Below are 21,048 nucleotides of genomic sequence, written 5' to 3'. Positions count from 1 at the left end.
GTGGATGGCTCAGGGGGCTGTCCACCCCGCACGGGCGTCTACCCGGAAGCACGAGCGGGTCCGCGAGTTCACCGCAGGGCGCACGACCTGGTGGACGAGGCGCCCAGGGCAGGCCAATCCCCCATTTGAGGGGTCGGTCGTCGGGCGGAATGGATGCCGTTCGGCCGGAAAGCCCATTTCGAGAGGCCGAATTCCGGAGTTGCCCAGGGCTGGCCGGGTGCGTCCGCGAGGTCGATTGCCGATGCCGGTGCGCGGTCATTGCGCGGTGACGGGAGGGGCCGAACGAGTGAGGACGTTTCCCCAGGTAGGAGCCGGTCTGATAGGTTGACTTGGCGTAATTCTCAGGTCGGCGACGTCGACTTCGGTGTTGTTCGTTATCGGACGTGTCGCGCATCTGCCGGTATTCGGGGGCTTGTTCTTCTTCTCTGGGGGAGCCATGTCGGCACGACAGGAAAGACCGCTCGGGTCCCGGGTGTTGTCGATGCGCGCCCTCGTGGTGCTCGTCCTGGCGGCGGCGTCCGTCGTGGCGGTCGGCGACATCCGGCCGAGGCCCGTCCACGCGCAGCCCGCCGCGGCGGCGGTGTGCGACGCGCCGGTGGTCAACAAGGTGGCGTGCGAGAACACCAAGGCCGGTGCGGCCGACTGGCAGGTGAACTACCGCGACCCGTCCATCGTCGGCTTCACCACGGACATCAGCGCGACCCCCGGCAGCCGGGTCGACTTCAAGGTGAAGACCAACGCGACGTCCTACCGCGTGGACGTCTACCGGCTCGGCTGGTACGGCGGCGCGGGGGCGCGGCTGATCGGCTCGACCTCGCGGAGCAGCCGCCTGACCCAGCCGGCGTGCCTGCGCGGCGCGGACGGCAGCGCGCTGATCGACTGCGGCAACTGGGCGGTGTCGGCCAACTGGACCGTGCCGCTCGACGCGGTGTCGGGCATCTACTACGCGCGGCTGCGGCGCAACGACAACGGCGCGACGAACGAGGTCGTGTTCGTGGTGCGCGACGACACCAGCACGTCGAAGGTCCTGTTCCAGACCTCCGACTCGACCTGGGTGGCCTACAACCGCTACGGCGGCAACAGCCTGTACTTCGGCGACGGCCCCGGCCAGGGCGGGCAGGCCTACAAGGTCAGCTACAACCGGCCGTACACCGGCGGTGACGGCGAGGAGAACTTCATCTTCAACGCCGAGTACCCGATGCTGCGCTTCCTGGAGCGCAACGGCTACGACCTCAGCTACACCACCGACGTCGACTCGGCCCGCCGCGGGCAGTTGATCAGGAACCACCGGGTGTTCATGGCGGTCGGTCACGACGAGTACTGGTCGGAGGAGCAGCGCGCCAACGTCGAGGCCGCCCGGGACGCGGGTGTGCACCTGGCTTTCCTGACCGGCAACGAGATCTTCTGGAAGACGCGGTGGGAGAAGTCCATCGACTCCTCGCGCGCCGACTGGCGCACCCTGGCCTGCTACAAGGAGACCAAGGGCACGCAGAGCGACGGCCTGGCCGACTGGACCGGCACTTGGCGCGACCCGCGCCGCAGCCCGCCCCAGGACGGCGGACGACCCGAGAACGCCTTGCTGGGCAACCTGTTCGCGGTCAACGGTCGCCGCGACGACCACCTCCAGGTGCCCGCCGCGTACGGCAGGATGCGGTTGTGGCGGCACACCGATCTCCAGGGCATGGCCGCCGACAGCACCTACACCTTCAAGCCCGGCACCCTCGGCTACGAGTGGAACACGGTGCCGGACAACGGCTTCCAGCCCGACGGCGTGGCGAAGATGTCGTCGACGACGGTGGCCCTGGACGGCGAGTACCTCCTGAAGAACCACGGTGACCTCTACACCTCGGGGACGGCGACCCACTCCGTCACCTACTACCGGCACCCGAGCGGGGCGCTGGTGTTCGGCGCGGGCACGGTCCAGTGGGCGTGGGGCGTGGACGACGAGCACGCCTACCTGACCAACACGCCGACCTCCGACGTGCGGATGCAGCAGGCCACGGTCAACTTCCTGGCCGACATGGGTGTGCGGCCCTCCACGCTCCAACCCACCCTCAGCGCGGCCACCGCGAGCACCGACACCGTGCCGCCCGTCGTGGCGATCACCACCGTGCCCACCACCCCCACCGTCGGCGTCGCCCACACCTTCTCCGGCACGGTCACCGACGCGGCCGGCCAGGTCGCCGGCGTCGAGGTCTCCACCGACGGTCAGTCCTGGCACCCGGCGGTGTGGCAGCCGGGAGTCGGTGCGTGGAGCTACACCCACACCCCGGCCAGGTCCGGCCCGGCGAGCCTGCGCGTGCGCGCGGTCGACGACTCGCTCAACCTCTCCACGCCCGTCACGGCCACGCCCACCACGTCGGCGGCCACCTGCCCGTGCGGCATGTGGACCAACGACGACCGGCCCGCAGAGCTAGAACTCTCCGACGGCTCCACGCTGGAGCTCGGCGTCAAGTGGCGTGCCGACCGGAGCGGCTACGTGCGCGGCGTGCGGTTCTACAAGAGCTCCGGCAACACCGGCACGCACACCGGCAGCCTGTGGACCTCGACCGGTCAGCGCCTGGGTACCGGCACGTTCGCCAACGAGACCGCGAGCGGCTGGCAGACCCTGCTGTTCGGGACCCCGGTGCAGGTCGCGGCGAACACCACCTACGTCGTGTCCTACCTGACCCCCACCGGCCGCTACTCGGCCGACATCGAGTACTTCAGCCACTACAGCCGCCGGCGGACCTACCTCGAACCGCTCACCGCGCTGCCGAGCGGCGTCGACGGCCCCAACGGCCTGTACCGCTACGGCGGCGGGTTCCCCGACCGGAGCTCGGAGGAATCCCACTACTGGGTGGACGTGGTGTGGGCACCGACGGCGAGCGGCTGAGCCGCTCTGCTCCACCGGTCAGCAATCGACGGGCGGTGCGGGCAGCGCCCGGCCGAACACTTGCGGCTCGACAATCCGCAGCTGCTGACTACACCTGCTCGGTGTCGGTCGTTGGCGCGGGCCGGCTGCCGGACTGCCGGCGGTTCTCGAACGTGATTCCACACTTGCCGATCAGCGCGACACCGGTACCGATCGCCGTGGCCACCGGAGCGGCCAGCACCGCGACCAACCCGAGAGCCACCGGCACCTCCAGCACCACGTCTTCCTTGCTGTCACGCACGACCACACGGCGGTTGACGCCCTCGCTGACCAGACCGCGAACGGCGTCGACCACGGCGTCGACGGCGGCACGGGGGTACTCGGGCTTGAACTCGCTCATGGCTCTCCTCGAACTGCGAATGGTCCTTGACGCCTCCAGCATGCCCGCGGCTAGGAAGCTCGCCATCAGGGTTTTCCCGGACCCCCGCCTGATTCACCCCTGAGAACACCACTCACCGCAGCCCACGCCACCAGGACGGAAAATTCTCCATGGTGGCGTTGATCGAGGTCGACCATTGGACAGCCGACCTCGACCTTCCACCGGCGCTCGAACGCCTGCGGACCGACAGTCCGCAGCCGAGGTGCGGCGCTGGGTAGACCGGGGCTACCCAGCGCGAACCCGGCAGGCCGTGATCAATGAACAGTTGACCCGAAGGCTGTGACCAATAGAGACGAGTGATTCGTGCGTGGTGTGGCGCACGTTACTTGACTTGCCGGAGGAGCAGCGGTTTTACTTCGATCGCGCAATCACCTACCGGTCGGTACGTGATCTACGCGCTACCGATACGAGGGCGGGCGCGCCCCATTCCTGTCGCGCTTACTTATTAGCCGTGCCCGACGGTGGGTGACGCCTGCAACAAACCGGGAGTCCGGCATGTCCCTGCTCAATCGCCATGACCGCGTCCGCCATCGCCTCGCGCGTCGTGGCCGGGCCCGCATACTGCTACCCGTCGTGGTCTGCGCCATGGCGGCGGCGGTGATCGCACCTTCCAGCCCCGTCAGCGCCGCCGAACAACCCGTCGCGAGCGGAGGTGGCACCGTCCAGTCCTTCTGGCTGCACATGAACAGCACGTCCGTCTCCGACGAGGTGCTGGCCACCGAGGCACGTCGGCGTGCCTACGTCGTGCTGAACGCGTGGGAAGGCGGGCTGGTCCCCAAGCTCAAGGCGGCGAACCCGGCCGTGCAGGTCTTCGTCTACAAGGACCTGTCGTCCACGCGGTCGTACGCGTGCCGCAACGGGGTGGACGACGCGCAGTTGCCGACCGGTGTCGGGTATTGCCAGGCCGAGAAGGACCACCCGGAGTGGTTCCTGCTCGACCCGGACGGCCGCAGGTTCGAGTACGACGGCTATTCCGGGCACTGGCAGATGGACGTCGGCGACACCGGCTACCAGAACGCATGGGCCGCGAACGTGATCAAGAGCAGCACCGCGTCCGGATTCGACGGCGTGTTCATGGACAACGCGCTGTTCCCGTGTGACGCCTACCACAAGGGCGTGTGCCCGGCGAAGTACCCGACCGACGCGGCGTTGCAGGACGCGTACAAGTCGATGCTGGCCAACACCCGTGACGACTTCGTCGCCGCCGGCCTGAAGACGGTCGCCAACCTGTCCAACGCCCGGCTGCACGCCGGCGCGTGGGACGCCTACACCGAGCACCTCGACGGCGGCTTCGACGAGTGGTGGCTGACCTTCGACGACACCAACCTGCTCTCGGAGTACCCCGAGGGGTGGAGCAGGCAGGTCGCCGAGATCGCCTCCAACGAAGCCCGCGGCAAGATCACCTGGGTGCAGCCGCACCACACCCAGGGCGCGGACCGGCCCTACCGGTTCGCCCTGGCCAGCTACCTGATGGCCGCCGGCGACCAGGCCGCGATCGCGAGCATCGACCAGACTGACGGCTACGGCGACGCCTCGCCGTGGCGCGCCGAGTACGACTGGACCCTCGGCACACCGACCGGCCCCTACAAGTCCGTCGGCACGAACGTCTTCGTCCGCGACTTCACCTGCGGCACGGTCGTGGTCAACGCCAACCGCACCGACAGCCGGTCCGTCACCGTGCCGCTGGACGGCGGCCACGTCAACGAACGCGGCACCTCCGTCACCGAGGTCTCACTGGCCGGCACGTCCGGCGCCATCCTCCGCAAACCCTGCTGACACCACAAACTCCGACAACGGGCAGACTCGGCCGTGGCACGTGCCACGGCTGAGTCTGCAACCCCAGGCGTACAGCCGCTACGACGAGTCCACCGAACCCGACTCGATCACGGGCACATCGACATCCGGTTGCGCCCGCGGGAACCTCGACCGCGGATCATGCCGACGCGCAACGGTCGGGGAGGACGCGACGATACGGAGGTGGAGTGGTCGAGCCGGAGGAGCGCCGTGACGGGACTGGACGCGTTGCTGGACGAGGCGGGGCTGCGGCCGGGATCGGCGACCTGCGCCGCGATCCTCGGCGTGATCGTCGGGGTCGGGACGCTCATCGGCAGCGTGCTCGCCGGAGTGGTCCTGGCCGAGCCGGTCGGGACGGACTGGTTCGCACTCCTCGCGTGGTCGGTGGTCCTCACCCAGGTCGTGGCGGCGGTGCTGCTGATCGTGGGCGGGGTGCGGCTGGCGATCGGTGGCGGGCGCGGCGCGCTGGTCACCGGTGCCGCGCTGGAGTTCTGGGTGTGCGGGGGCTACCTGCTCCACGCCCTGACCGTGGTGGCGGCTGACGCCGGCGAACCGCCGGCCGCGGCCGTGGTCTTCGTCGTCACCCCCGTCCTGGTCGCCGCCGCGGCGGCGTCGAGCCTGCTCCTGGCGATGCGCCCGATGACCGCCGAGTACCTGCTCTTCAGCCGGCACGGTCATCGGCTCTACCCGGTGGCGCGGAGGTAGCGCTCGCCGAGGGTCCGGACGTGCTCGACGAGGCCGGGCGGCTCGGTGACCCGGAAGTCGAGACCGAGCATTCCGACGTAGACCGCGATGATCTCCAGGCTGTCTCCGCCGGTCACGAGCACCGAGGTCGATTCGTCCACCGCCTCGACCACGCCGACGGCCGGGTTGATCCGCGCCAGCACGTCCTGCGCGGGCGCGAGCACGGTGATCCGGACGTGCACCTTCCAGCCCGCGGTGGCCACATCGCGCAGGACGAAGCTCGTGTAGTCCCCGCCGGGGAGCGGAGCCGGCGTGAAGCGGCGGTTGGTCGCCATCCGCAGCGAGATCCAGTCGACCCGGTAGGTGTTCCACTCGCCGGTCTCCGGGCCCCGGGCGACGAGGTACCAGTGCCGTTCCCAGCTCACCAGCCGATACGGCTCCACCAGCACCGGCCAGTCCCCGAACGGCGCCGAGGCGTCGTTGCGCCGCGGCGCGTCGTCCTCGCGATCCGGGGCGCGGTAGTCGAAGCGGAGCAGCTCCGAGTCCCGGACCGCCGCCGCGATGGTCGCCAGCACGGCCGCGTCCACCACCGGATCCGCCACGTTGGTGCCGGTGTTCGCCGGCCCTTCCGACACCGCTTCGCGCATCGCGGCCACCTGCCGCCGCAGCCGGCTGGGCAGCACCTGTTCCAGTTTCGTCAACGCCCGCGCGGCGCTTTCTTCGATGCCCGCGACCCCGCGGCCGGCCCGCAGCCCGATCGCGACCGCCACCGCCTCCTCGTCGTCGAGCAGCAACGGCGGCAGCTTCGCCCCGGCGCCCATGCGGTAGTACCCGGTGGGTCCGCGCACGGCCTCGATCGGATAGCCCAGCTCGCGGAGCCGACCGATGTCGTTGCGGATCGTCCGCCCGCTGACGGCCAACCGCTCGGCCAGCTCGGAGCCCGGCCACGCCGGCCGTGACTGGAGCAGGGCCAGCAGGGCGAGCAACCGCGACGAAGTTTCGAGCACGAGCCGATCGTATAGGAACCTAATGTTCCTATACAGGTCATAAAGTCTGTCTCATGACGAACAACAGCGAGATCCGCCCGTTCCGCATCGACGTCCCCCAGGCCGACCTGGACGACCTGGACGAGCGCCTCGCCCGCACGAGGCTGCCGCGGCCGGCGCCCACCGACGACTGGCAGTACGGCACCCCGAACAGCTACCTCAGCGAGACGGTCGACTACTGGCGGACCAAGTTCGACTGGAGCGCGCAGGAAGCGCGGATGAACGAGTTCCCGCACCACATCACCGAGATCGACGGGCAGAACGTCCACTTCATCCACGTCCCGTCCAAAGAGGACAACGCGACTCCGTTGCTGCTGCTGCACACCTACCCGGGCTCGTTCGCCGACTACCTCGAGCTGATCGGTCCGCTCACCGACCCGGTCGCGCACGGCGGTGACGCGACCGACGCGTTCTCGGTCGTGGTGCCGTCGATCCCCGGCTTCGGCTACAGCACGCCGCTCACCGGCCGCGGCTGGACCATGCGGAAGGCGGCGGAGACGTTCGACAAGCTGATGCGCCGTCTCGGGTACGACTCCTACGGCTCGCACGGCAGCGACGGCGGCGCGATGATCTCCCGCGAGCTCGGGCTCATGCAGCCGGAGGGCTTCCTCGGCCTGCACGTGCTGCAGCTCTTCTCGTTCCCCTCGGGCGACCCGGCGGAGTTCGAGAAGCTCGAACCGAAGGACTACGCCGCGCTCCAGCACCTCGAGTGGTTCCAGTCCGTCGGCGGCTACAACCAGATGAACGCGACGCGCCCGCAGACCATCGGGGCCGCCATCGCCGATTCACCGGTCGGGCAGCTCGCGTACAGCGAGCTGTTCAACAACTTCGGCAACGGGACGAGCCTGGTCACGACGGACCAGATCCTGACCCAGGTCTCCCTCTACTGGTTCACCAACACCCAGGCCACGGCCGGCCGCTACCACTTCGAAGAGGCGAAGGCCGGTCACGAGCCGGCGGTGAACCCGTCGCGCACCGGAGTCGCGGTCTTCGCGGACGACTTCAAGACGATCCGGGCCTTCGCCGAGCGGGACAACTCGCACATCGTGCACTGGTCGGAGTTCCCCGACGGGGGGCACTTCGCGGCGATGGAGCGCCCGAACGTCCTCGCCGAGGACTTGCGGACGTTCTTCCGCGCCTGATCCGGGCCCATCGGCCGCCTGCCACGACGGCAGGCGGCCGATCGCCCTGCCCAACGCCATCAACTCACTCCTGGCGATCGGGCACCTCGTCTACGACCCCACCACCGCCGCCACCTCACTGTCCGAACTGGTCGAGGCCCTGATGTGCGACTGGGGCGAGTCCATGGCCGAGCCCTTCACCAACTCGACGGTGGGCGCCGGTCGCATCGCCGCCCGTGCCGAGCGCTTCCGCGACCTGCGCAAGGCCGCGCTGGCACTGCCCCGCTACGGTCGGGGGCACGAGTCGGTCGACGAGTTCGGCAACCGGTTCCTGCGTCGCGTCTCCGACACCGTGGTCTCGGTCCTCACCGACCCCGCGCCCTCCACCGCGCGCACCCTGGTCGGCTGGCCGAGCGGATCGGCACCCGCGAGCGCCCCTTCGGCGTCCAGTTCCAGCCCGGCGTGGGCACGTTCGAGAACTACCTGGAGTTCGGCGCGGCCAACGGCGCCTCCCCCGAGGGACGACGACGCGGCGAAACGCCGGCCTCCGACCTCAGCCCCACCCCCAGCCCGGTCGACAAGCCCGTCGACCACCAGGAGGAGGGGATCATCGCGTCGCTGCGGGGCTTCACCGGCAAGGGCGCGGAAGCCCTCTGGGACGCCGCACCCACCGACTACAACATCCGCGAGGACTTCCCGCACGAAGCCTTGGTGAAGGTCATCGAGAAGTTCGCCCGCGGCACCGGCTCCAACCTGCTCACCATCACCTGCGCCAACCCCGAGACCATGGCCGACGCCCGCCGCGACCCCGAGCAGCACGACCTGCTGCGCGTCCGCATGGGCGGCTGGAGCGAGTACTTCATCACCCTGTTCCCCGACCACCAGCACCAGCACCAGCGCCGCCCGATCAGCACCCCCGACCTCACCCCGCTGCCGACCACGTCACCGTGACGGTCCGACTGGTTTGAGCACAGTCGTCAGGGGTTCGGCCGTTCAACGTCGAGGTTGGCGAGGAATTGGGCGGTCCGGACTGCTTGCGGGGTGTTCATCGCACGCTGGATGGCGAGTGCTTCGTGGAGGCGTGAGATTGCTTGGAGGGTGTCACCGGCGTGGTGGAGGCAGTGGGCTTGGCCGATGAGGGCGTTGGCCTCGTGGCGTTTGGTGCCGCAGGTTCGGGCGAGCCCGAGTGCGGTGGTGTAGTGGTTTTGGGCGGATCCACTCTCCGGGTGGTCGAGGGCGAGGTCACCCAGGGCGTTGTGGGTTTCGGCTTGGGCGTCGATGTCCTCGCCTCGTGTGAAGAGGTGTAGAGCACGGGTGAGGTGGAAGCGGGCGGGACTGGGTTCGTGCCGTCGGTGGTGGGCGGTGCCGACGCCGAGGTGCGCGTTCGCCTGCCCCAGCAGGTCCCCTCTGCGGAGGTGCAGGTCCAGTGCCCGTGTCTGCGTGTCGACCGCTTGGTCCGTCTGTCCGCGCAGCAGGTGCACGTAGCCGAGGTTGTTCAGCGCGTTGGCTTGTGCCAACGGGTCCTCGCTACGGCGGTACAGGTCGACCGCCTGCGCCAGAGTGTCGCCCGCCTCGTCGGCCTCTCCCCGTAGGAGTTGTACGTAGCCGAGGTTGTTCAGGGCGTTGGCCCAGGCCGGCAGGTCGTTGCTGCGGGCGTAGAGGTCCACCGCGCGACTGGAAGTGTCGCGGGCCTCGTCCGACTCGCCCCGGAGCAGGTGCACGTAACCGAGGTCGGTGAGCGTGGCAGCCTGTCCAAGCGCGTCGCTGTTCCGGGTGTACAGCTCGAAGGTTCGGGTCAGAGTGGCTAGTGCAGCGTCCAGGTCGCCCTGTCTGCGGTACACGTAGCCGAGATCGCTCAACACGGCGGCTTGGGCGCGGAGGTCGCCGGTTCGTGTGGCGGTGGTCAGGGCGGTGCGCAGCATGACGCGGGCGTGGTGCCAGTGCCCGACCGCGCGGAAGTACGGGTAGAGGGCGGTCGACAGGCCCAGGGTATGGGTGGGGTGCGTGGTGTGGGTGTGCTCGACAGCGGTGACGAGAGTGGGTAGTTCGGTGGTCAGCCAGTCGAAGGCCTGGTCGGTGGTCGTGATCGGAACGGGGTGTGCCGGAGAAGCGGGAGCGATCGGTGTGCTGCGTGCGCGGCGTGCGGGCAGGAGACGGGTGGCGGTGTGCGCGGTGTGCAGGTAGTGGTCAAGGGCTCTGGTGGTGGCTTGCCCACTGCGCTCGGGGGACAGCCGGCTGGCATGGGTGTGGGCGTAGGCGCGGAGCAGGTCGTGCAGGCGGTAGCGCCCGGGGCTGGTCTCCTGGACGAGGTGGCGGATGTGCAGAGCGTCGAGTGTTCGGCGTGCGCGGATGGGGATGATCCCCGCGAGGGCCGCGGCGGCGGGGATGTCGATCTCGGGACCGTGGTGGACGCCGAGGAGGGTGAACATCGAGCGCAGGTCTTCCGACAGGTCGTGGAAGGAGGTGTCGAAGGCGGCTTCGACGGAACGGTCTCCGTAGTCGAATTCTTCGAGCTTGTCGGCGTCTTGGGCGAGTTGGGCGGCGACGGTGTCCGCGAGGTGGCGGACGGGCCAGGCCGGATGGGTGCGGAGTTGGGACGCGGTGATGGCGATCGCCAGCGGCAGCCGTCCGCACAACTCGACCAGTCGGGTCACCTGCTCGGCTTCGGCGGGGTCGGGTCTCCGGTGGGCCAGACGCAGCAGCATCCGGATGGCCTCGGCGGTCGGAAGGATGTCGAGGGTGAGGGGGTGGACACCGTCGAGTCCGGGGAAGTGCTTGCGGCTGGTGATGAGCACCAGACTTCCCTTGGTACCGGGGAGAAGAGGGGCGACCTGATGCTGGTCGGCCGCGTCGTCGAGCAGGATCAGGAGCCGGCGATCGGCGACCACACTGCGCCACAGTCGCGTGCGATCATCGAGGGTGCGGTGTCGGGCGAGGACATCGCTTCGCACCGCCATGTCCACCATCAGCGCGTGCAGGGCGTCGAAGGGATCGCGGGGTTTCTGCCCAGAGGTGTGGCCCCAGAGGTTGAGGAACAGCGCGCCGTCGGGGTACCTCGAAGCGAGTGTGTGGGCGGCGTGGATGCCCAGGGTGGTCTTGCCCACGCCGGGCATGCCGTCGATGGCGTGAATGGCGACGGCAGTGGCCCCATCGTCGGCGGCTTGTTCGACGGCGACGAGCAGTTGGCGGAGTTCGTGTTCGCGGCCGGTGAAGTCTGCGAGGTCCCGCGGCAGGTTTCTCGGCACCAGTGGTACACCACCCGAAGTGGGGCGCATGGTAGACGACTCCGGGAACACCGTCGTGGTGTGGAAATGGACGCCGCCGTGGACAGCCCCTGCCTGCACGACGTGGCCATAGGCCGACTCCAGGTGGTTGACGACGCGCTCTTTGCCGACCCCGCCGTCATGATCCGGTCCGCGTTCCACGACGGCACCCTCCAGAGGCGGTCCTGTTCAAGCCCGGTCAGGCCTATCGTGCCAGCGGCGTGGCTCACCAAGGCAAGCTCCCGACAGCTCGTCGTGAGTGGCTTACGCGCGCTCATGCCGAGTACAGGGTGCTCGCGACGCACGGCCGAGCCAGACCGCCGAGCGCACCGGCAGTCGGTGGAGCAGGTCACCGTCGGCTTCGACGGGGATCGCCGGTTCGCCGGGCCGAGGCAGTGGCTTACGGGGTGGTCGAGGAGGTGGCCGGTGGTTCGGTCGGGGTGGCGGAGTCCTGTGCCCCGGCGTAGTCGGGCAGCTCGACGCCGTTGATCGCGCGGCCGATCAGCTCGGTGAACCACTCGCCGGTGAAGTCGGGGCTCGGGTCGGTGTCCGGACCGGGGACGGCGCGGCTGCGGGCGTTCAGCCGGCCGATCTCCTGGTTGGCCTCGACGAACGGGCGCATCCGCGCCTCGTAGCGGGCGAACCCGGCGGCGGGGTCCCAGCCGACGGCGGCCAGTTCGCCGGCCAGCAGGTAGGCGCCGACCAGGGCCAGACCGGTGCCCTGCCCGGACATCGGGGACGAGCTGAACGCCGCGTCCCCGAGCAGCCCCACCCGTCCGCTCGACCAGCGGTCCATCACCACCTGGGCGACCTGGTCGAGGTAGAAGTCCGGGGTGTCGTCCAGGTGCGCGAGGATGTCCGGCGCCAGCCAGCCCAGGCCCGCCACCCGCTCACGCAGCAGGACCTTCTGGGCCGCGACATCGCGGTGGTCGACGTCGAAGTCGGCCGAGGGGAAGGAGAACATCGCCATCGCCCGGGTGGCGTCCTGGACGGGGCGCAGGAGGGCCGAGCGCCCGGACTCCCGATCCTGGTGCTCGAACAGCCAGCGGTCCAGCCCGAACTCGTTGGGCACGCTGTAGAAGGCCAGCACGTGCCCGAGGTGGCGCACGAACCGCTCGTGCGGCCCGAAGACCGTCGCGCGCAGCGCCGAGTGCAGACCGTCGGCCCCGACCACCAGGTCGAAGCGCCGCCGGTCCCCGCCCGCGAAGACCACGTCGACCCCGGACTCGTCCTGGGTGAGTCCGGCGATCCGGTCGCCGAACACGTACTCGACGCCGTCGCGGGTGTCGTCGTAGAGCACCCTGGACAGGTCCCCGCGCAGGATTTCGATGTCCGCGATGAACCCGTCGCCACCGTCGTCCTCGGCGCGGAAGGTCTCCAGCACTCGCCCGTCCGCATCCACGGTGTACGCGCCGGCGGTGTCGGTGCACGCCGCGCGCACCGCCGCGTCCAGCCCCATGCGCCCGATGACCTCCTTGGCCACCCCGCGCGCGTCCACCGCCTGCCCGCCGGGACGCAGCTCGGGCGCCCGTTCCACCACGGTCACCTCGGCCCCCCGCCGACGCAACCAGTGGGCCAGCGCGGGCCCCGCGATGCTCGCCCCCGCCACCAACACCCTGATACCGCTCACCGCGTCCCCCGCCACCGTCCGGATCCCGGTCCGGATCCTACGGTGAGCCGTGGCGCGGTCAGCGGGTTACGGGAAGATCAGCGCGGGCGAGTAGTCGACGTAGGAACTCACGTCCAGGCACGTGGTGCGCCCCGACCCGAGGTTGCTGATGGTGCCGCCGGCGTACGAGGTGACGTCGAGGCGGCGCTCGTCGGACCCGGAGTTCTCGAACACCACCTGGCGCGCGGCGGTCTCGGCGCCCGCGTTCCCGAGTCCGGCGCCACCCGGGAGCGCGGAACCGACGAGCGCGCACACCCACAGGATCCGCATCGATCGTCCGATCCCAGCCGCCTTCATTCCGCCTGATCTGAAATAGGCCGCCGATGAACTCCCGGTGAACCTGCTGCGCGGCGACCACGCGCGTCAATCGGCAAAAGAGTGCTGTTTCGAAACAGTTGATTCCAAGCGGGGCTCTTATTCCCCGACCGGCACCACGACGACCGGACACGTCGCGTGCTCGAGGCAGTGCCTGATCACCGACCCGAGGATCGTCATCCCGCCACGGCTGTACCCGTGGCGGCCGAGCACCAGGCTGTCGGCCTCCCCGGCCAGCTCCACCAGCGTCGGGCCGGGTTCGCCGTCGAGCACCGACCGCTCGACGCGCACGCTCGGGTTCGGCCCCATCCGCGTGACGGCGTCGTCCACCAGGCGCAGCCGGACGGTGTGGAAGAGGTCCATGCCGCCTTTGGGCGTGCGCATGCCGCACACCGACACCGCGACCACCACCCCGCCGTCCCGCGTGTGGCGCACCGCCCATCTCAGGGCCGCGGCACTGGCCGCCGAGTTGTCCAATCCGACCACGATCCGATTGGCCTCCACCGCGCCTCCTCGTCAACGATGCCCGCTCCGGAATGGTCGGACCGCCGGGCATTTCCGTCGAGTCGCGAACGGCGATTTTTACGGTATTTTTACAGCACCGGACAATCGAATCAAAATGTGTTTTACCAAACGTTCGCACAACCTTTGAGCCGCCCTGGAACCGCCGGTGGACCGGGCGGATGCGCACCGGCACGACATCCGTGCCGAGTGGCATCGCCCGGTCACACCGTCGGCGTAATGGCGAGCAGCGCGCACATCGCGCCCGTTCCGAATTATTGCGGCTTGCGCGCGTCCGGACCCGGGGCGGGATCGACTGTCAGCGACGACCGCTGAGCGTGCGGCCGCCGGCGTACTCGGCCTGCGCGCCCAACTCCTGCTCGATGCGGATCAGCTGGTTGTACTTGGCGGTGCGGTCGGAGCGGGACAGCGAGCCGGTTTTGATCTGCCCGCAGTTCAGCGCCACCGCGAGGTCGGCGATGGTGGCGTCCTCGGTCTCGCCGGAGCGGTGCGACATGACCACCGAGTAGCCGGCGCGCAACGCCGTGTTCGAGGTCAGCAGCGTCTCGGTGAGCGTGCCGATCTGGTTGACCTTGACCAGGATGGAGTTGGCGAGGCCCAGCTCGATGCCCTTGCGCAGCAGGTCGACGTTGGTGCAGTACAGGTCGTCGCCGACCAGCTGGCAGCGGTCGCCGATGGTGTCGGTGAGCTGCTTCCAGCCGTCGAAGTCGTCCTGCGCCATCGCGTCCTCGATCGAGACGATCGGGAACTTGTCGACCAGCTCGGTCAGGTAGGCGACGTGCTCCTCGACCGACCGCTTGCGGCCCTCGCCCCGGTAGTCGTACACGCCGTCGGCGTAGAACTCCGAAGCCGCGGGGTCGAGCAGCAGCGCGACCTCCTCGCCGGGGGTGTAACCGGCCTTCTCGATCGCGCCGACCACGAACTCCAGCGCCTCGTCCGCGGAGTTCAGGTCCGGCGCGAACCCGCCCTCGTCGCCGACGTTGGTGTTGTGGCCGGCCTTGCGCAGGCTCGCCCGCAGCGTGTGGAACACCTCAGAGCCCACCCGGACGGCCTCCTCGAAGTTCTCCGCGCCGATCGGCGCGATCATGAACTCCTGGAAGTCGATGGCGTTGTCGGCGTGCGCGCCGCCGTTGATGATGTTCATCATCGGCAGCGGCAGCACGTGCGCGAACGCGCCGCCGACGTAGCGGTACAGGGGCTGGCGGTGCGCCGCCGCGGCCGCCTTGGCGACCGCGAGCGAGACGCCGAGGGTGGCGTTGGCGCCGAGCCTGGCCTTGTTCGGGGTGCCGTCCAGCTCGATCATCGTCCGGTCGACGACGGACTGCTCCTCGGCCGCCAAGCCCTTGACCGCGTCGGCGATCTCGCCGTTCACCGCGGCGACGGCCTTGAGCACGCCCTTGCCGTGGTACCTGGACTTGTCGCCGTCGCGCAGTTCGACGGCCTCGTTCGTGCCGGTCGACGCGCCCGAGGGCACGGCCGCGCGGCCGACGGACCCGTCCGCCAGTTCCACGTCGACCTCGACGGTCGGGTTGCCGCGGCTGTCCAGGACCTGTCGTCCCACGACGCGCACAATCGCGGTCATGTCGCTCCTCACACCAGGTGTATCGGTCAAGAAGCCATCCTGCCCTGACTCGGCCCGTCAAGCCACCACCGGCGGGACCCCGGCACGTCCGGTCAGCCGCGGAACGGGTTGACGTCCTTGATCAGGTCGACCAGCGGGCCGAAGAGGTCGACGACGACCTCCCGGACCGCGGGCACGAAGATGACCACCGCCACCAGCAGCGCCACGTACGGGGCGACACCACCCCTGCGCTTCGACGCCATGCACACCCCCGGATGCGTTCCCGGACCCAGCATCCCATGACCACCGCGCCGCGCCACCGGGCGAACTCGCCGATCACGGCCCGGAGGCCGTTCCGCGTCCGGGCCAGGAGGCAGGCCCGGACGCGGAACGGGCAGGGGTGCCCGGAGACGCCGGCTCAGCCGGTGGAGAGGGCCGAGGACAGGATCGGCGCCAGCCGGTCGGCGATCTTGCGGTGGCCCTGGTCGTTCGGGTGCACGTTGTCCGTGGTGTCGGTGGACTCCACGATCCAGCCCGTGGTGTCCACGAACCGCACCTTCGGGTCGTTGACGATCCTCACCGCGGCCTGCGTCTCCGGGATGAAGCGCTTGCGGAAGGTCTGCATCGCCAGGATCGTGGCGTTCGGGTACTTCTGCCGGGCCCGCTGCACCAGGGTGACGTAGGCGCTCTGGAACTGCGCCCCGGTCACGCTGTGGCCGACGTCGTTGGTGCCCAGGTTGATCACCACTGCGTCGGCGCGGTACCGGGAGAAGTCCCAGTTCGTCGCGGTGGCCTGCAACCCGGTGCGCAGGAACCGGTCGCTCATGCCGATGCACCCGTCGGCCGCCGAGACCAGGCACGCGCCGCCCACCGCGATCTGGGTGTGCGCCGCGCCGAGGCGCTCGCCGACCAGCCAGCCGTAGGCGGTCAGCGCCTGCTTGGACGACTGCTGGCCCACGGTGATGGAGTCGCCCACGAACTCGATCAGCTTCGCCGGGACGGGCGGGGCGAAGGTCGTCGCGCCCGCGTCCAGCTGGACGCCCCGGAAGACCGCGTCACCCCGGTAGGAGCCGGCGATCGGCCGGTAGGACACGCGCAGCGTGTGGTTGCCCGCCGCCAGCGGCGTGGGGGTGAGGTTCACCGTGCCGCTGCGGTTGACGTAGGAGACGTCCGGGCCGCCGTCGACGCTGACGAAGAAGTCGATCGCGTTGCGCTGCTTGAGCTGCACCGTCCGCCCGGTGAACCCGACGGTCACGTAGGCGCCCGCCCACTCCGAGACGTACGCGGTGGGGTCGGCGGTGTTCCACCGGCCGAAGTACTTGACGTTCGGGTCGGTCGGCGAGCCGTCGCCGCCCGGCGTGGTGGTGCCGAGCCGGACGAGCTGCCACTGCTGGTTCGCGCCCGAGTTCACGTCGTACTGGGAAATCCGCGCGCCGTCCGCGGTCGAGCGCTCCCACACGTCCAACGCCTTACCACTGTTCCGATTCACGAACCGGACATAACCACTGTCCACGTCGACCAGACCGAACTGCTGGTTGACCGCATCACGATCGGTCCACTGCACCACCTCCGCACCATTGGCCGTAGAAGCCGACGCGATGTCCACCACCTTGCCGCTGTGACGCGACATCAACCGGTAGAACCCACCACCCGAGTCCACGAACCGGAACTGCTGAGCAGACGAATCCGACCTCGTCGCCTGCACCACCGCACCACCATCCACCATCGACCCCACCTGCATCGCCTTACCACTGTGCCGAGCCACCACCACGTACGTGGCCGTGGTGTCGACGGTCGCGGCCTGGGCGGACGGCGCGGTCGGCGCGAGCGCGAGGGCGAGGGCGAGGGCCGCGACCACGCCCACCAGCGCCGATCGCGCGACCGCACCGCATGACGACAATGTCATGTACGTGCCTTTCACCTGTAGTTTGCACAGCGGCGGAGCCGCCGGACGGGAGGACGTTCTCCGGTCCGATGGTCGCGCCGGATTCGCGCCGCGGTCAACGGCCGCATCTCGAATGGGCGACCCGTCGAATATTCGACGGACCTACCGCATCGCCTTTTCCGGCACCGGTATCCGGGGATTGCCGCGGCCACTCCGGCGCTTCGGTGCGCGCACGCCGGAGAAGCCGACCGGGCGGACGCCCGGCCGGCTTCTCCACAGTGGACGGTTGTGTCCGCGTGCCGGTCAGTTCGGTTCGACGGGCAGCCACAGCTCGCAGGTCGCGGTGCTGAAGTCGTCCGCGCGGTCGAGGACCGTGACGATCGAGGGTCCCGGCCGCAGGCGCCACGGGTTGGACGGGAACCACTCCGTCGCGGTCGCGGCCCACGTCGTCTGCAAGGCCCGCGGGTACGCCCCGGTGGTGCGGAAGACCGCCCACCTGCCCGCCGGCACCTCGATGCCGTCGAGGTCGTCGGGGGTCGGGGTGTCCCGGGTGACGGCGACCCCGTGCAGGTAGGTCAGCTCGCTGCCCTCGGTGGCGTCGGGGTCGAGGTCGTCGCTGACCTGCAACAGGCCCCGGGGCTCGGTGTCACCGAGGGCCTTGAGCCGCACGTGCTCCTCCGGCGGCAGTGCGGTGATGTGCTCCTGGATGTGCGGGTTGACGCCGTGGTGGATGAGCGGCACGCGGGTCGCGTGCCCGACGAGCCGGAACGCGGGCCGGTCGACGATGCGGGTGTCCATGGGGGTGCTCCCTTCGACGGTCAGGCGGAACCTGAGCTGCGGTTGTGCGCGAAGGGGGCCTCCGTCACGGCGGACGTCACCGGGGTTGGCGCCGTGGACCGCCCGGAACGCCCGTCCGAACGCCTCGGTCGAGCCGTACCCGTGCCGGACGGCGATGCCCAGCAGGTCGTCCTCGCCCCGGACGACGTCGGCGGCGGCGACGGTCATGCGACGCCGCCGCACGTACTCCGACAGCGGCATGCCCGCCAGCGACGAGAACATCCGGCGCAGGTGGTACCCGGTCGTGCCGAGCGCCCTGGCCAACCCGTCGACGTCCGCCTCCTCGCCGAGGCGCTCCTCGACCAGGTCGACGAGCCGGTTGAGTGCCGAGATCACGTGGCCTCCCTTCGACCTCAACCCTGACCGACGGCGGCGGGGTCGCGCCCGATCGCGGCGGACCGATCCGATCAGTCCGCCCACCGGCGGCGTCAGACTGGTGGACGGCCCGCGAGAGCGGCGACCTCGGTGAAGAAGTCCCGGTACCGCGTCACGTCCTGCGCGGGCACCGAGAGCCGCCAGAACGGGTAGAGCTCCTGTGGCCGCTCGGTGCGGACCGGCCCTCCCGGGGAGGTCCGGGCGCCGATCGCGATCCGCGTCCGGCCGGGCTCGCCCGCGTCGAGCCAGACGCCGAGCCACGCGAGCGGCACGCGCAGGGATCCCTCGCTGCCACGCCGGAAGACCTCCAGCACCTGGCCCTCGACGATGATCAGCGCGTCCTCGTGGCTGAAGGTGAGTGCGGTCATCGGGACATCATGTCGGATGTCGGCCCGGGAAACGCGGGACCGCGTCAGTACGGGAAACGCCAGGACTGGTCGTGCCGTGCCCGCACGACGATCGACTCGTCGTCGTCCGGGTCGTAGAAGACGTCGACCGCGGCGCCGACCACCGGCGCGGCGAACATCGAGGTGACCATGGTGGCCGCCGCGGTGCGCGGACCGGAGGTGCCCTGGTAGGAGACGTGCACCGCGAACCGCGGGTTGCCCATCCCCCAGTCCCGGGTGAACTCGACGTGCTCGATCCGCCCGGTGACCCGCCATCCCCGCTGTTCGAGGTCGGGCGGTGCGTCCTGCCGCTTCGCGGTCTTCCGCGCCTGGCGCGCCTTGTGCGCCAGCAGCGCGCCGGCCACCACCGCGAGCTCGCCGAACACGCCGGGCAGGAGGTACGGCTCGTAGTAGACGACCCAGTCCACGGAGGTCCACGGTTCCGCCGGCCGGCCGGCGACGAGCGGCAACCGCTCGCCGACCGACTCGGGGGCCGTCCAGGACGTCGCCGCGAGGGCCGTGCCGATCGCCAGGCCGAGGCACGTGGCGAAACCGCCGACGCCGAACCCCGTGCCCGGCCACCCGGAGGCGCTCCAGTCGGCCCACCTCATGGCGAACCCGAGCATGGACGCGATCGTGACGGAGACGCTGAAGATCACGATCAGCGAGATCGCCGAGGGGGCCTGCTCCCAGGAGCCCGCCCGGTTGAGGGACATCAGCCGGAGCTCGTCGAGGAGCCCGAGCGCGCCGGACCACCCGACGACGGCCCAGCTCAGCGCGGTCGGCACGCTGAGCAGCCACGCCTTGCGGCGGACCTCGCGGTCCCGGTCCGGGTCGTCCGGCAGACCCCAGCCGCCCCACCACAGCTTCCCGTAGGGGAACACGAGACCTCCTCGTCCGGTGTCGTCGAACGGCCGGTGGCTCAGTCGACGAGCCCGAACACCGCGACGTTGGCCGGGTCGGCGGGGTCGATCCGGGCGTCGTGCTTGGTGCCCGGGGTGTACTGCGAGAACGCCGTGGTCGGCACCAGGTGGGTGATCGTGGTCTGGTAGGTCGTGCCGTCCACCCGGGTGACGTCGATCGTCGAGGTGTACTGGAGCTGGCCGGCGACCGCCCGGCCGGTCGGGTCGAGGGTGCGGACGACGGCGGTGGCGGGCACGCCGGACTCGTGCAGCCACCGCAGGTTCAGGCCGTAGGTGGTGACCTCGCGCTGCTGGCGCAGCTGCTCCTCGGCAGGCAGCGCGAGGAACTCGGCCATCGCCGGGTCGTCGGTCATCGTCCCGAACGCGTGCGACACCATGCCGGGCGTCGGCAGCTGCGGCCGGATGTCGTGGCCCTGCGCGGCGGCTTCCCGCTGGAACCGCGCCGCGTGCCGCTGGAAGTCCTGCTCGGCCGCCGCCGTCGCCTGCCGCGTGGCGTTGTCGATCTTGTCGCGGATCTTCTTGAACACGGTGCCCTGCCTCCCGAGACGCTGACGTGGTGATCACATCGTGCGGCGGCCGGAGGCCCTACCGGTCCCAGGTTTGCCCGGTTGCGGAAGCAGATCGTCCGGATTCGCCGCTAGCGTGCCGCGCATGACCGACGACACCCCACTCCGCGCACCGGGCGTCGGGACGCCCGGCCCGATCACCGACGGGCAGGTCCGGGTCGTCCCCGCCAACGAGGCGTCGTGGGACGACCTGCGGGACGTCTTCGGCGCCTCCGAACCCGGGCAGTGCCGGTGCCAGCGGTTGAAGGTCGTCGGCTGGTTCTGGCGCGACACCACCCAGGGCGAGCGCGACGCGATGCTGCGCGAGCAGACCGGGTGCGGCGCCCCGGACGCGCGGGTCACCAGCGGTCTGGTGGCCTACGTCGACGGCGATCCGGCGGGCTGGGTCGCGGTGGAGCCGCGCACGGCGTACCCGAAGCTGCGCACGTCCCGCATCCCCTGGAAGGGGCGCGAGGAGGACAAGGACGACGGCACGACGTGGGCGGTGACCTGCTTCGTGGTCCGCAAGGGCTTCCGGGGCCGCGGTCTGACCTACCTGCTGGCCCGCGCGGCGGTCGACTTCGCCCGTGACCGCGGCGCCCGTGCGCTGGAGGCCTACCCGATGATCACCGAGCCGGGCCGGGACGTGATCTGGGGCGAGTTGCGCGTCGGCGCGCGCCAGGTGTTCGAGGAGGCCGGGTTCACGCAGGTCAGCCACCCGACCCTGCGCCGGGTCGTCATGCGGTTCGACTTCGAGCGCTGAGGCGGCCCTCCGGAAAATGGACCGGGTGGTGTTCCGGAAAGAAACGCGGCGACCACCTCCGGGCCC

At 70.2% G+C, this 21,048-nt stretch carries 19 protein-coding genes and 1 pseudogene; 7 read left to right on the top strand and 13 right to left on the bottom strand.

Translation table 11 applies throughout. From position 1 onward, the window contains the following. The first annotated feature begins 481 nt into the window (after nucleotides 1-481). On the top strand, nucleotides 482-2,875 hold the full coding sequence (locus ACQPYE_RS16650) for a N,N-dimethylformamidase beta subunit family domain-containing protein (RefSeq protein WP_498722209.1): 2,394 nt from the start codon (nucleotides 482-484) through the stop codon (nucleotides 2,873-2,875). Between the two features lie 88 nt (nucleotides 2,876-2,963). On the opposite strand, the gene ACQPYE_RS16645 is transcribed toward ACQPYE_RS16650, so the two are convergent. Beyond that, complete coding sequence (locus ACQPYE_RS16645) at nucleotides 2,964-3,254, bottom strand: DUF4342 domain-containing protein (protein WP_498722208.1); 291 nt, start codon at nucleotides 3,252-3,254, stop codon at nucleotides 2,964-2,966. Nucleotides 3,255-3,788: 534 nt separating this feature from the next. On the opposite strand from ACQPYE_RS16645, the gene ACQPYE_RS16640 reads away from it, so the two are divergent. Together ACQPYE_RS16640 and ACQPYE_RS16635 are read left to right on the top strand one after the other, a co-directional pair. Continuing rightward, complete coding sequence (locus ACQPYE_RS16640; protein WP_498722206.1) at nucleotides 3,789-5,069, top strand: putative glycoside hydrolase family 15 protein; 1,281 nt, start codon at nucleotides 3,789-3,791, stop codon at nucleotides 5,067-5,069. A gap of 228 nt (nucleotides 5,070-5,297) precedes the next feature. Next, entirely contained in the window at nucleotides 5,298-5,792 is a 495-nt protein-coding gene (locus ACQPYE_RS16635) for a hypothetical protein (protein ID WP_498722205.1), read from the top strand. Here the strand turns inward: ACQPYE_RS16635 and ACQPYE_RS16630 are convergent. Next, nucleotides 5,771-6,778 carry a helix-turn-helix transcriptional regulator gene (locus tag ACQPYE_RS16630; RefSeq protein ID WP_498722203.1) on the bottom strand — a complete coding sequence of 336 codons (1,008 nt, stop codon included), beginning with the start codon at nucleotides 6,776-6,778 and terminating at the stop codon, nucleotides 5,771-5,773. The two genes, ACQPYE_RS16635 and ACQPYE_RS16630, sit on opposite strands and share 22 nt — an antisense overlap. A 53-nt stretch (nucleotides 6,779-6,831) precedes the next feature. On the opposite strand from ACQPYE_RS16630, the gene ACQPYE_RS16625 reads away from it, so the two are divergent. The 3 genes and pseudogenes from ACQPYE_RS16625 to ACQPYE_RS16615 all read left to right on the top strand — a co-directional run bounded on the left by ACQPYE_RS16625 (nucleotide 6,832) and on the right by ACQPYE_RS16615 (nucleotide 8,889). Continuing rightward, a complete protein-coding gene (locus ACQPYE_RS16625; protein WP_498722202.1) occupies nucleotides 6,832-7,959 on the top strand; it encodes an epoxide hydrolase family protein in 1,128 nt (375 codons plus the stop codon). Between the two features lie 40 nt (nucleotides 7,960-7,999). Continuing rightward, a pseudogene (locus ACQPYE_RS16620) lies at nucleotides 8,000-8,233 on the top strand (pyruvate formate lyase family protein); the annotation flags it as partial. 167 nt (nucleotides 8,234-8,400) lie between these two features. Next, the gene (locus ACQPYE_RS16615; protein ID WP_498722200.1) at nucleotides 8,401-8,889 is read left to right on the top strand and encodes a hypothetical protein; all 489 of its coding nucleotides are present in this window, start codon (nucleotides 8,401-8,403) and stop codon (nucleotides 8,887-8,889) included. Between the two features lie 26 nt (nucleotides 8,890-8,915). Here ACQPYE_RS16615 and ACQPYE_RS16610 read toward each other — a convergent pair whose 3' ends face one another. The 11 genes from ACQPYE_RS16610 to ACQPYE_RS16560 all read right to left on the bottom strand — a co-directional run bounded on the left by ACQPYE_RS16610 (nucleotide 8,916) and on the right by ACQPYE_RS16560 (nucleotide 20,201). Then, entirely contained in the window at nucleotides 8,916-11,363 is a 2,448-nt protein-coding gene (locus ACQPYE_RS16610; protein ID WP_498722199.1) for an ATP-binding protein, read from the bottom strand. A 238-nt stretch (nucleotides 11,364-11,601) separates the two neighbouring features. Then, on the bottom strand, nucleotides 11,602-12,831 hold the full coding sequence (locus tag ACQPYE_RS16605) for an FAD-dependent monooxygenase (protein WP_498722198.1): 1,230 nt from the start codon (nucleotides 12,829-12,831) through the stop codon (nucleotides 11,602-11,604). A 66-nt stretch (nucleotides 12,832-12,897) separates the two neighbouring features. Further along, a complete protein-coding gene (locus tag ACQPYE_RS16600) occupies nucleotides 12,898-13,140 on the bottom strand; it encodes a hypothetical protein (RefSeq protein ID WP_498722196.1) in 243 nt (80 codons plus the stop codon). Nucleotides 13,141-13,284: 144 nt separating this feature from the next. Further along, complete coding sequence (locus tag ACQPYE_RS16595) at nucleotides 13,285-13,689, bottom strand: universal stress protein (RefSeq protein WP_498722195.1); 405 nt, start codon at nucleotides 13,687-13,689, stop codon at nucleotides 13,285-13,287. A 316-nt stretch (nucleotides 13,690-14,005) separates the two neighbouring features. Then, nucleotides 14,006-15,289 (bottom strand): phosphopyruvate hydratase, encoded by a 1,284-nt coding sequence (eno, locus tag ACQPYE_RS16590; RefSeq protein ID WP_498722194.1) that lies wholly within the window; start codon nucleotides 15,287-15,289, stop codon nucleotides 14,006-14,008. Between the two features lie 92 nt (nucleotides 15,290-15,381). After that, complete coding sequence (locus ACQPYE_RS16585) at nucleotides 15,382-15,531, bottom strand: hypothetical protein (RefSeq protein WP_498722192.1); 150 nt, start codon at nucleotides 15,529-15,531, stop codon at nucleotides 15,382-15,384. Nucleotides 15,532-15,686: 155 nt separating this feature from the next. After that, a complete protein-coding gene (locus tag ACQPYE_RS16580; protein ID WP_498722191.1) occupies nucleotides 15,687-17,174 on the bottom strand; it encodes an RICIN domain-containing protein in 1,488 nt (495 codons plus the stop codon). A gap of 282 nt (nucleotides 17,175-17,456) precedes the next feature. Continuing rightward, nucleotides 17,457-18,326, bottom strand: a complete 870-nt coding sequence (locus ACQPYE_RS16575; protein WP_498722190.1) for an AraC family transcriptional regulator — start codon at nucleotides 18,324-18,326, stop codon at nucleotides 17,457-17,459. A 92-nt stretch (nucleotides 18,327-18,418) separates the two neighbouring features. Next, complete coding sequence (locus tag ACQPYE_RS16570) at nucleotides 18,419-18,733, bottom strand: hypothetical protein (protein ID WP_498722189.1); 315 nt, start codon at nucleotides 18,731-18,733, stop codon at nucleotides 18,419-18,421. Between the two features lie 44 nt (nucleotides 18,734-18,777). Then, nucleotides 18,778-19,635: a DUF3592 domain-containing protein gene (locus ACQPYE_RS16565; protein WP_498722188.1), complete on the bottom strand. Its 858-nt coding sequence runs from the start codon at nucleotides 19,633-19,635 to the stop codon at nucleotides 18,778-18,780. 38 nt (nucleotides 19,636-19,673) lie between these two features. After that, complete coding sequence (locus tag ACQPYE_RS16560) at nucleotides 19,674-20,201, bottom strand: hypothetical protein (protein ID WP_498722187.1); 528 nt, start codon at nucleotides 20,199-20,201, stop codon at nucleotides 19,674-19,676. Nucleotides 20,202-20,325: 124 nt separating this feature from the next. Here ACQPYE_RS16560 and ACQPYE_RS16555 point away from each other — a divergent pair, with 124 nt between their 5' ends. Further along, on the top strand, nucleotides 20,326-20,982 hold the full coding sequence (locus ACQPYE_RS16555; RefSeq protein ID WP_498722186.1) for a GNAT family N-acetyltransferase: 657 nt from the start codon (nucleotides 20,326-20,328) through the stop codon (nucleotides 20,980-20,982). Nucleotides 20,983-21,048: the final 66 nt, after the last annotated feature.

Source organism: Actinosynnema sp. CA-299493 (assembly GCF_050946825.1).
In the GTDB taxonomy this organism is placed as follows: domain Bacteria; phylum Actinomycetota; class Actinomycetes; order Mycobacteriales; family Pseudonocardiaceae; genus Actinosynnema.
The sequence above is the reverse complement of the archived record's forward strand: the minus strand, read 5'-3'. Positions and strand labels throughout refer to the sequence as shown.

Excerpts from the sequence above, each read along its gene's own strand:
- ACQPYE_RS16650 (WP_498722209.1), top strand. The coding sequence starts at position 482 with ATGCGCGCCCTCGTGGTGCTCGTCCTGGCGGCGGCGTCCGTCGTGGCG.
- eno (WP_498722194.1), bottom strand. The coding sequence starts at position 15,289 with ATGACCGCGATTGTGCGCGTCGTGGGACGACAGGTCCTGGACAGCCGC.
- ACQPYE_RS16585 (WP_498722192.1), bottom strand. The coding sequence starts at position 15,531 with ATGGCGTCGAAGCGCAGGGGTGGTGTCGCCCCGTACGTGGCGCTGCTG.
- ACQPYE_RS16645 (WP_498722208.1), bottom strand. The coding sequence starts at position 3,254 with ATGAGCGAGTTCAAGCCCGAGTACCCCCGTGCCGCCGTCGACGCCGTG.
- ACQPYE_RS16580 (WP_498722191.1), bottom strand. The coding sequence starts at position 17,174 with ATGACATTGTCGTCATGCGGTGCGGTCGCGCGATCGGCGCTGGTGGGC.
- ACQPYE_RS16600 (WP_498722196.1), bottom strand. The coding sequence starts at position 13,140 with ATGCGGATCCTGTGGGTGTGCGCGCTCGTCGGTTCCGCGCTCCCGGGT.
- ACQPYE_RS16570 (WP_498722189.1), bottom strand. The coding sequence starts at position 18,733 with ATGACCGCACTCACCTTCAGCCACGAGGACGCGCTGATCATCGTCGAG.
- ACQPYE_RS16625 (WP_498722202.1), top strand. The coding sequence starts at position 6,832 with ATGACGAACAACAGCGAGATCCGCCCGTTCCGCATCGACGTCCCCCAG.
- ACQPYE_RS16640 (WP_498722206.1), top strand. The coding sequence starts at position 3,789 with ATGTCCCTGCTCAATCGCCATGACCGCGTCCGCCATCGCCTCGCGCGT.
- ACQPYE_RS16555 (WP_498722186.1), top strand. The coding sequence starts at position 20,326 with ATGACCGACGACACCCCACTCCGCGCACCGGGCGTCGGGACGCCCGGC.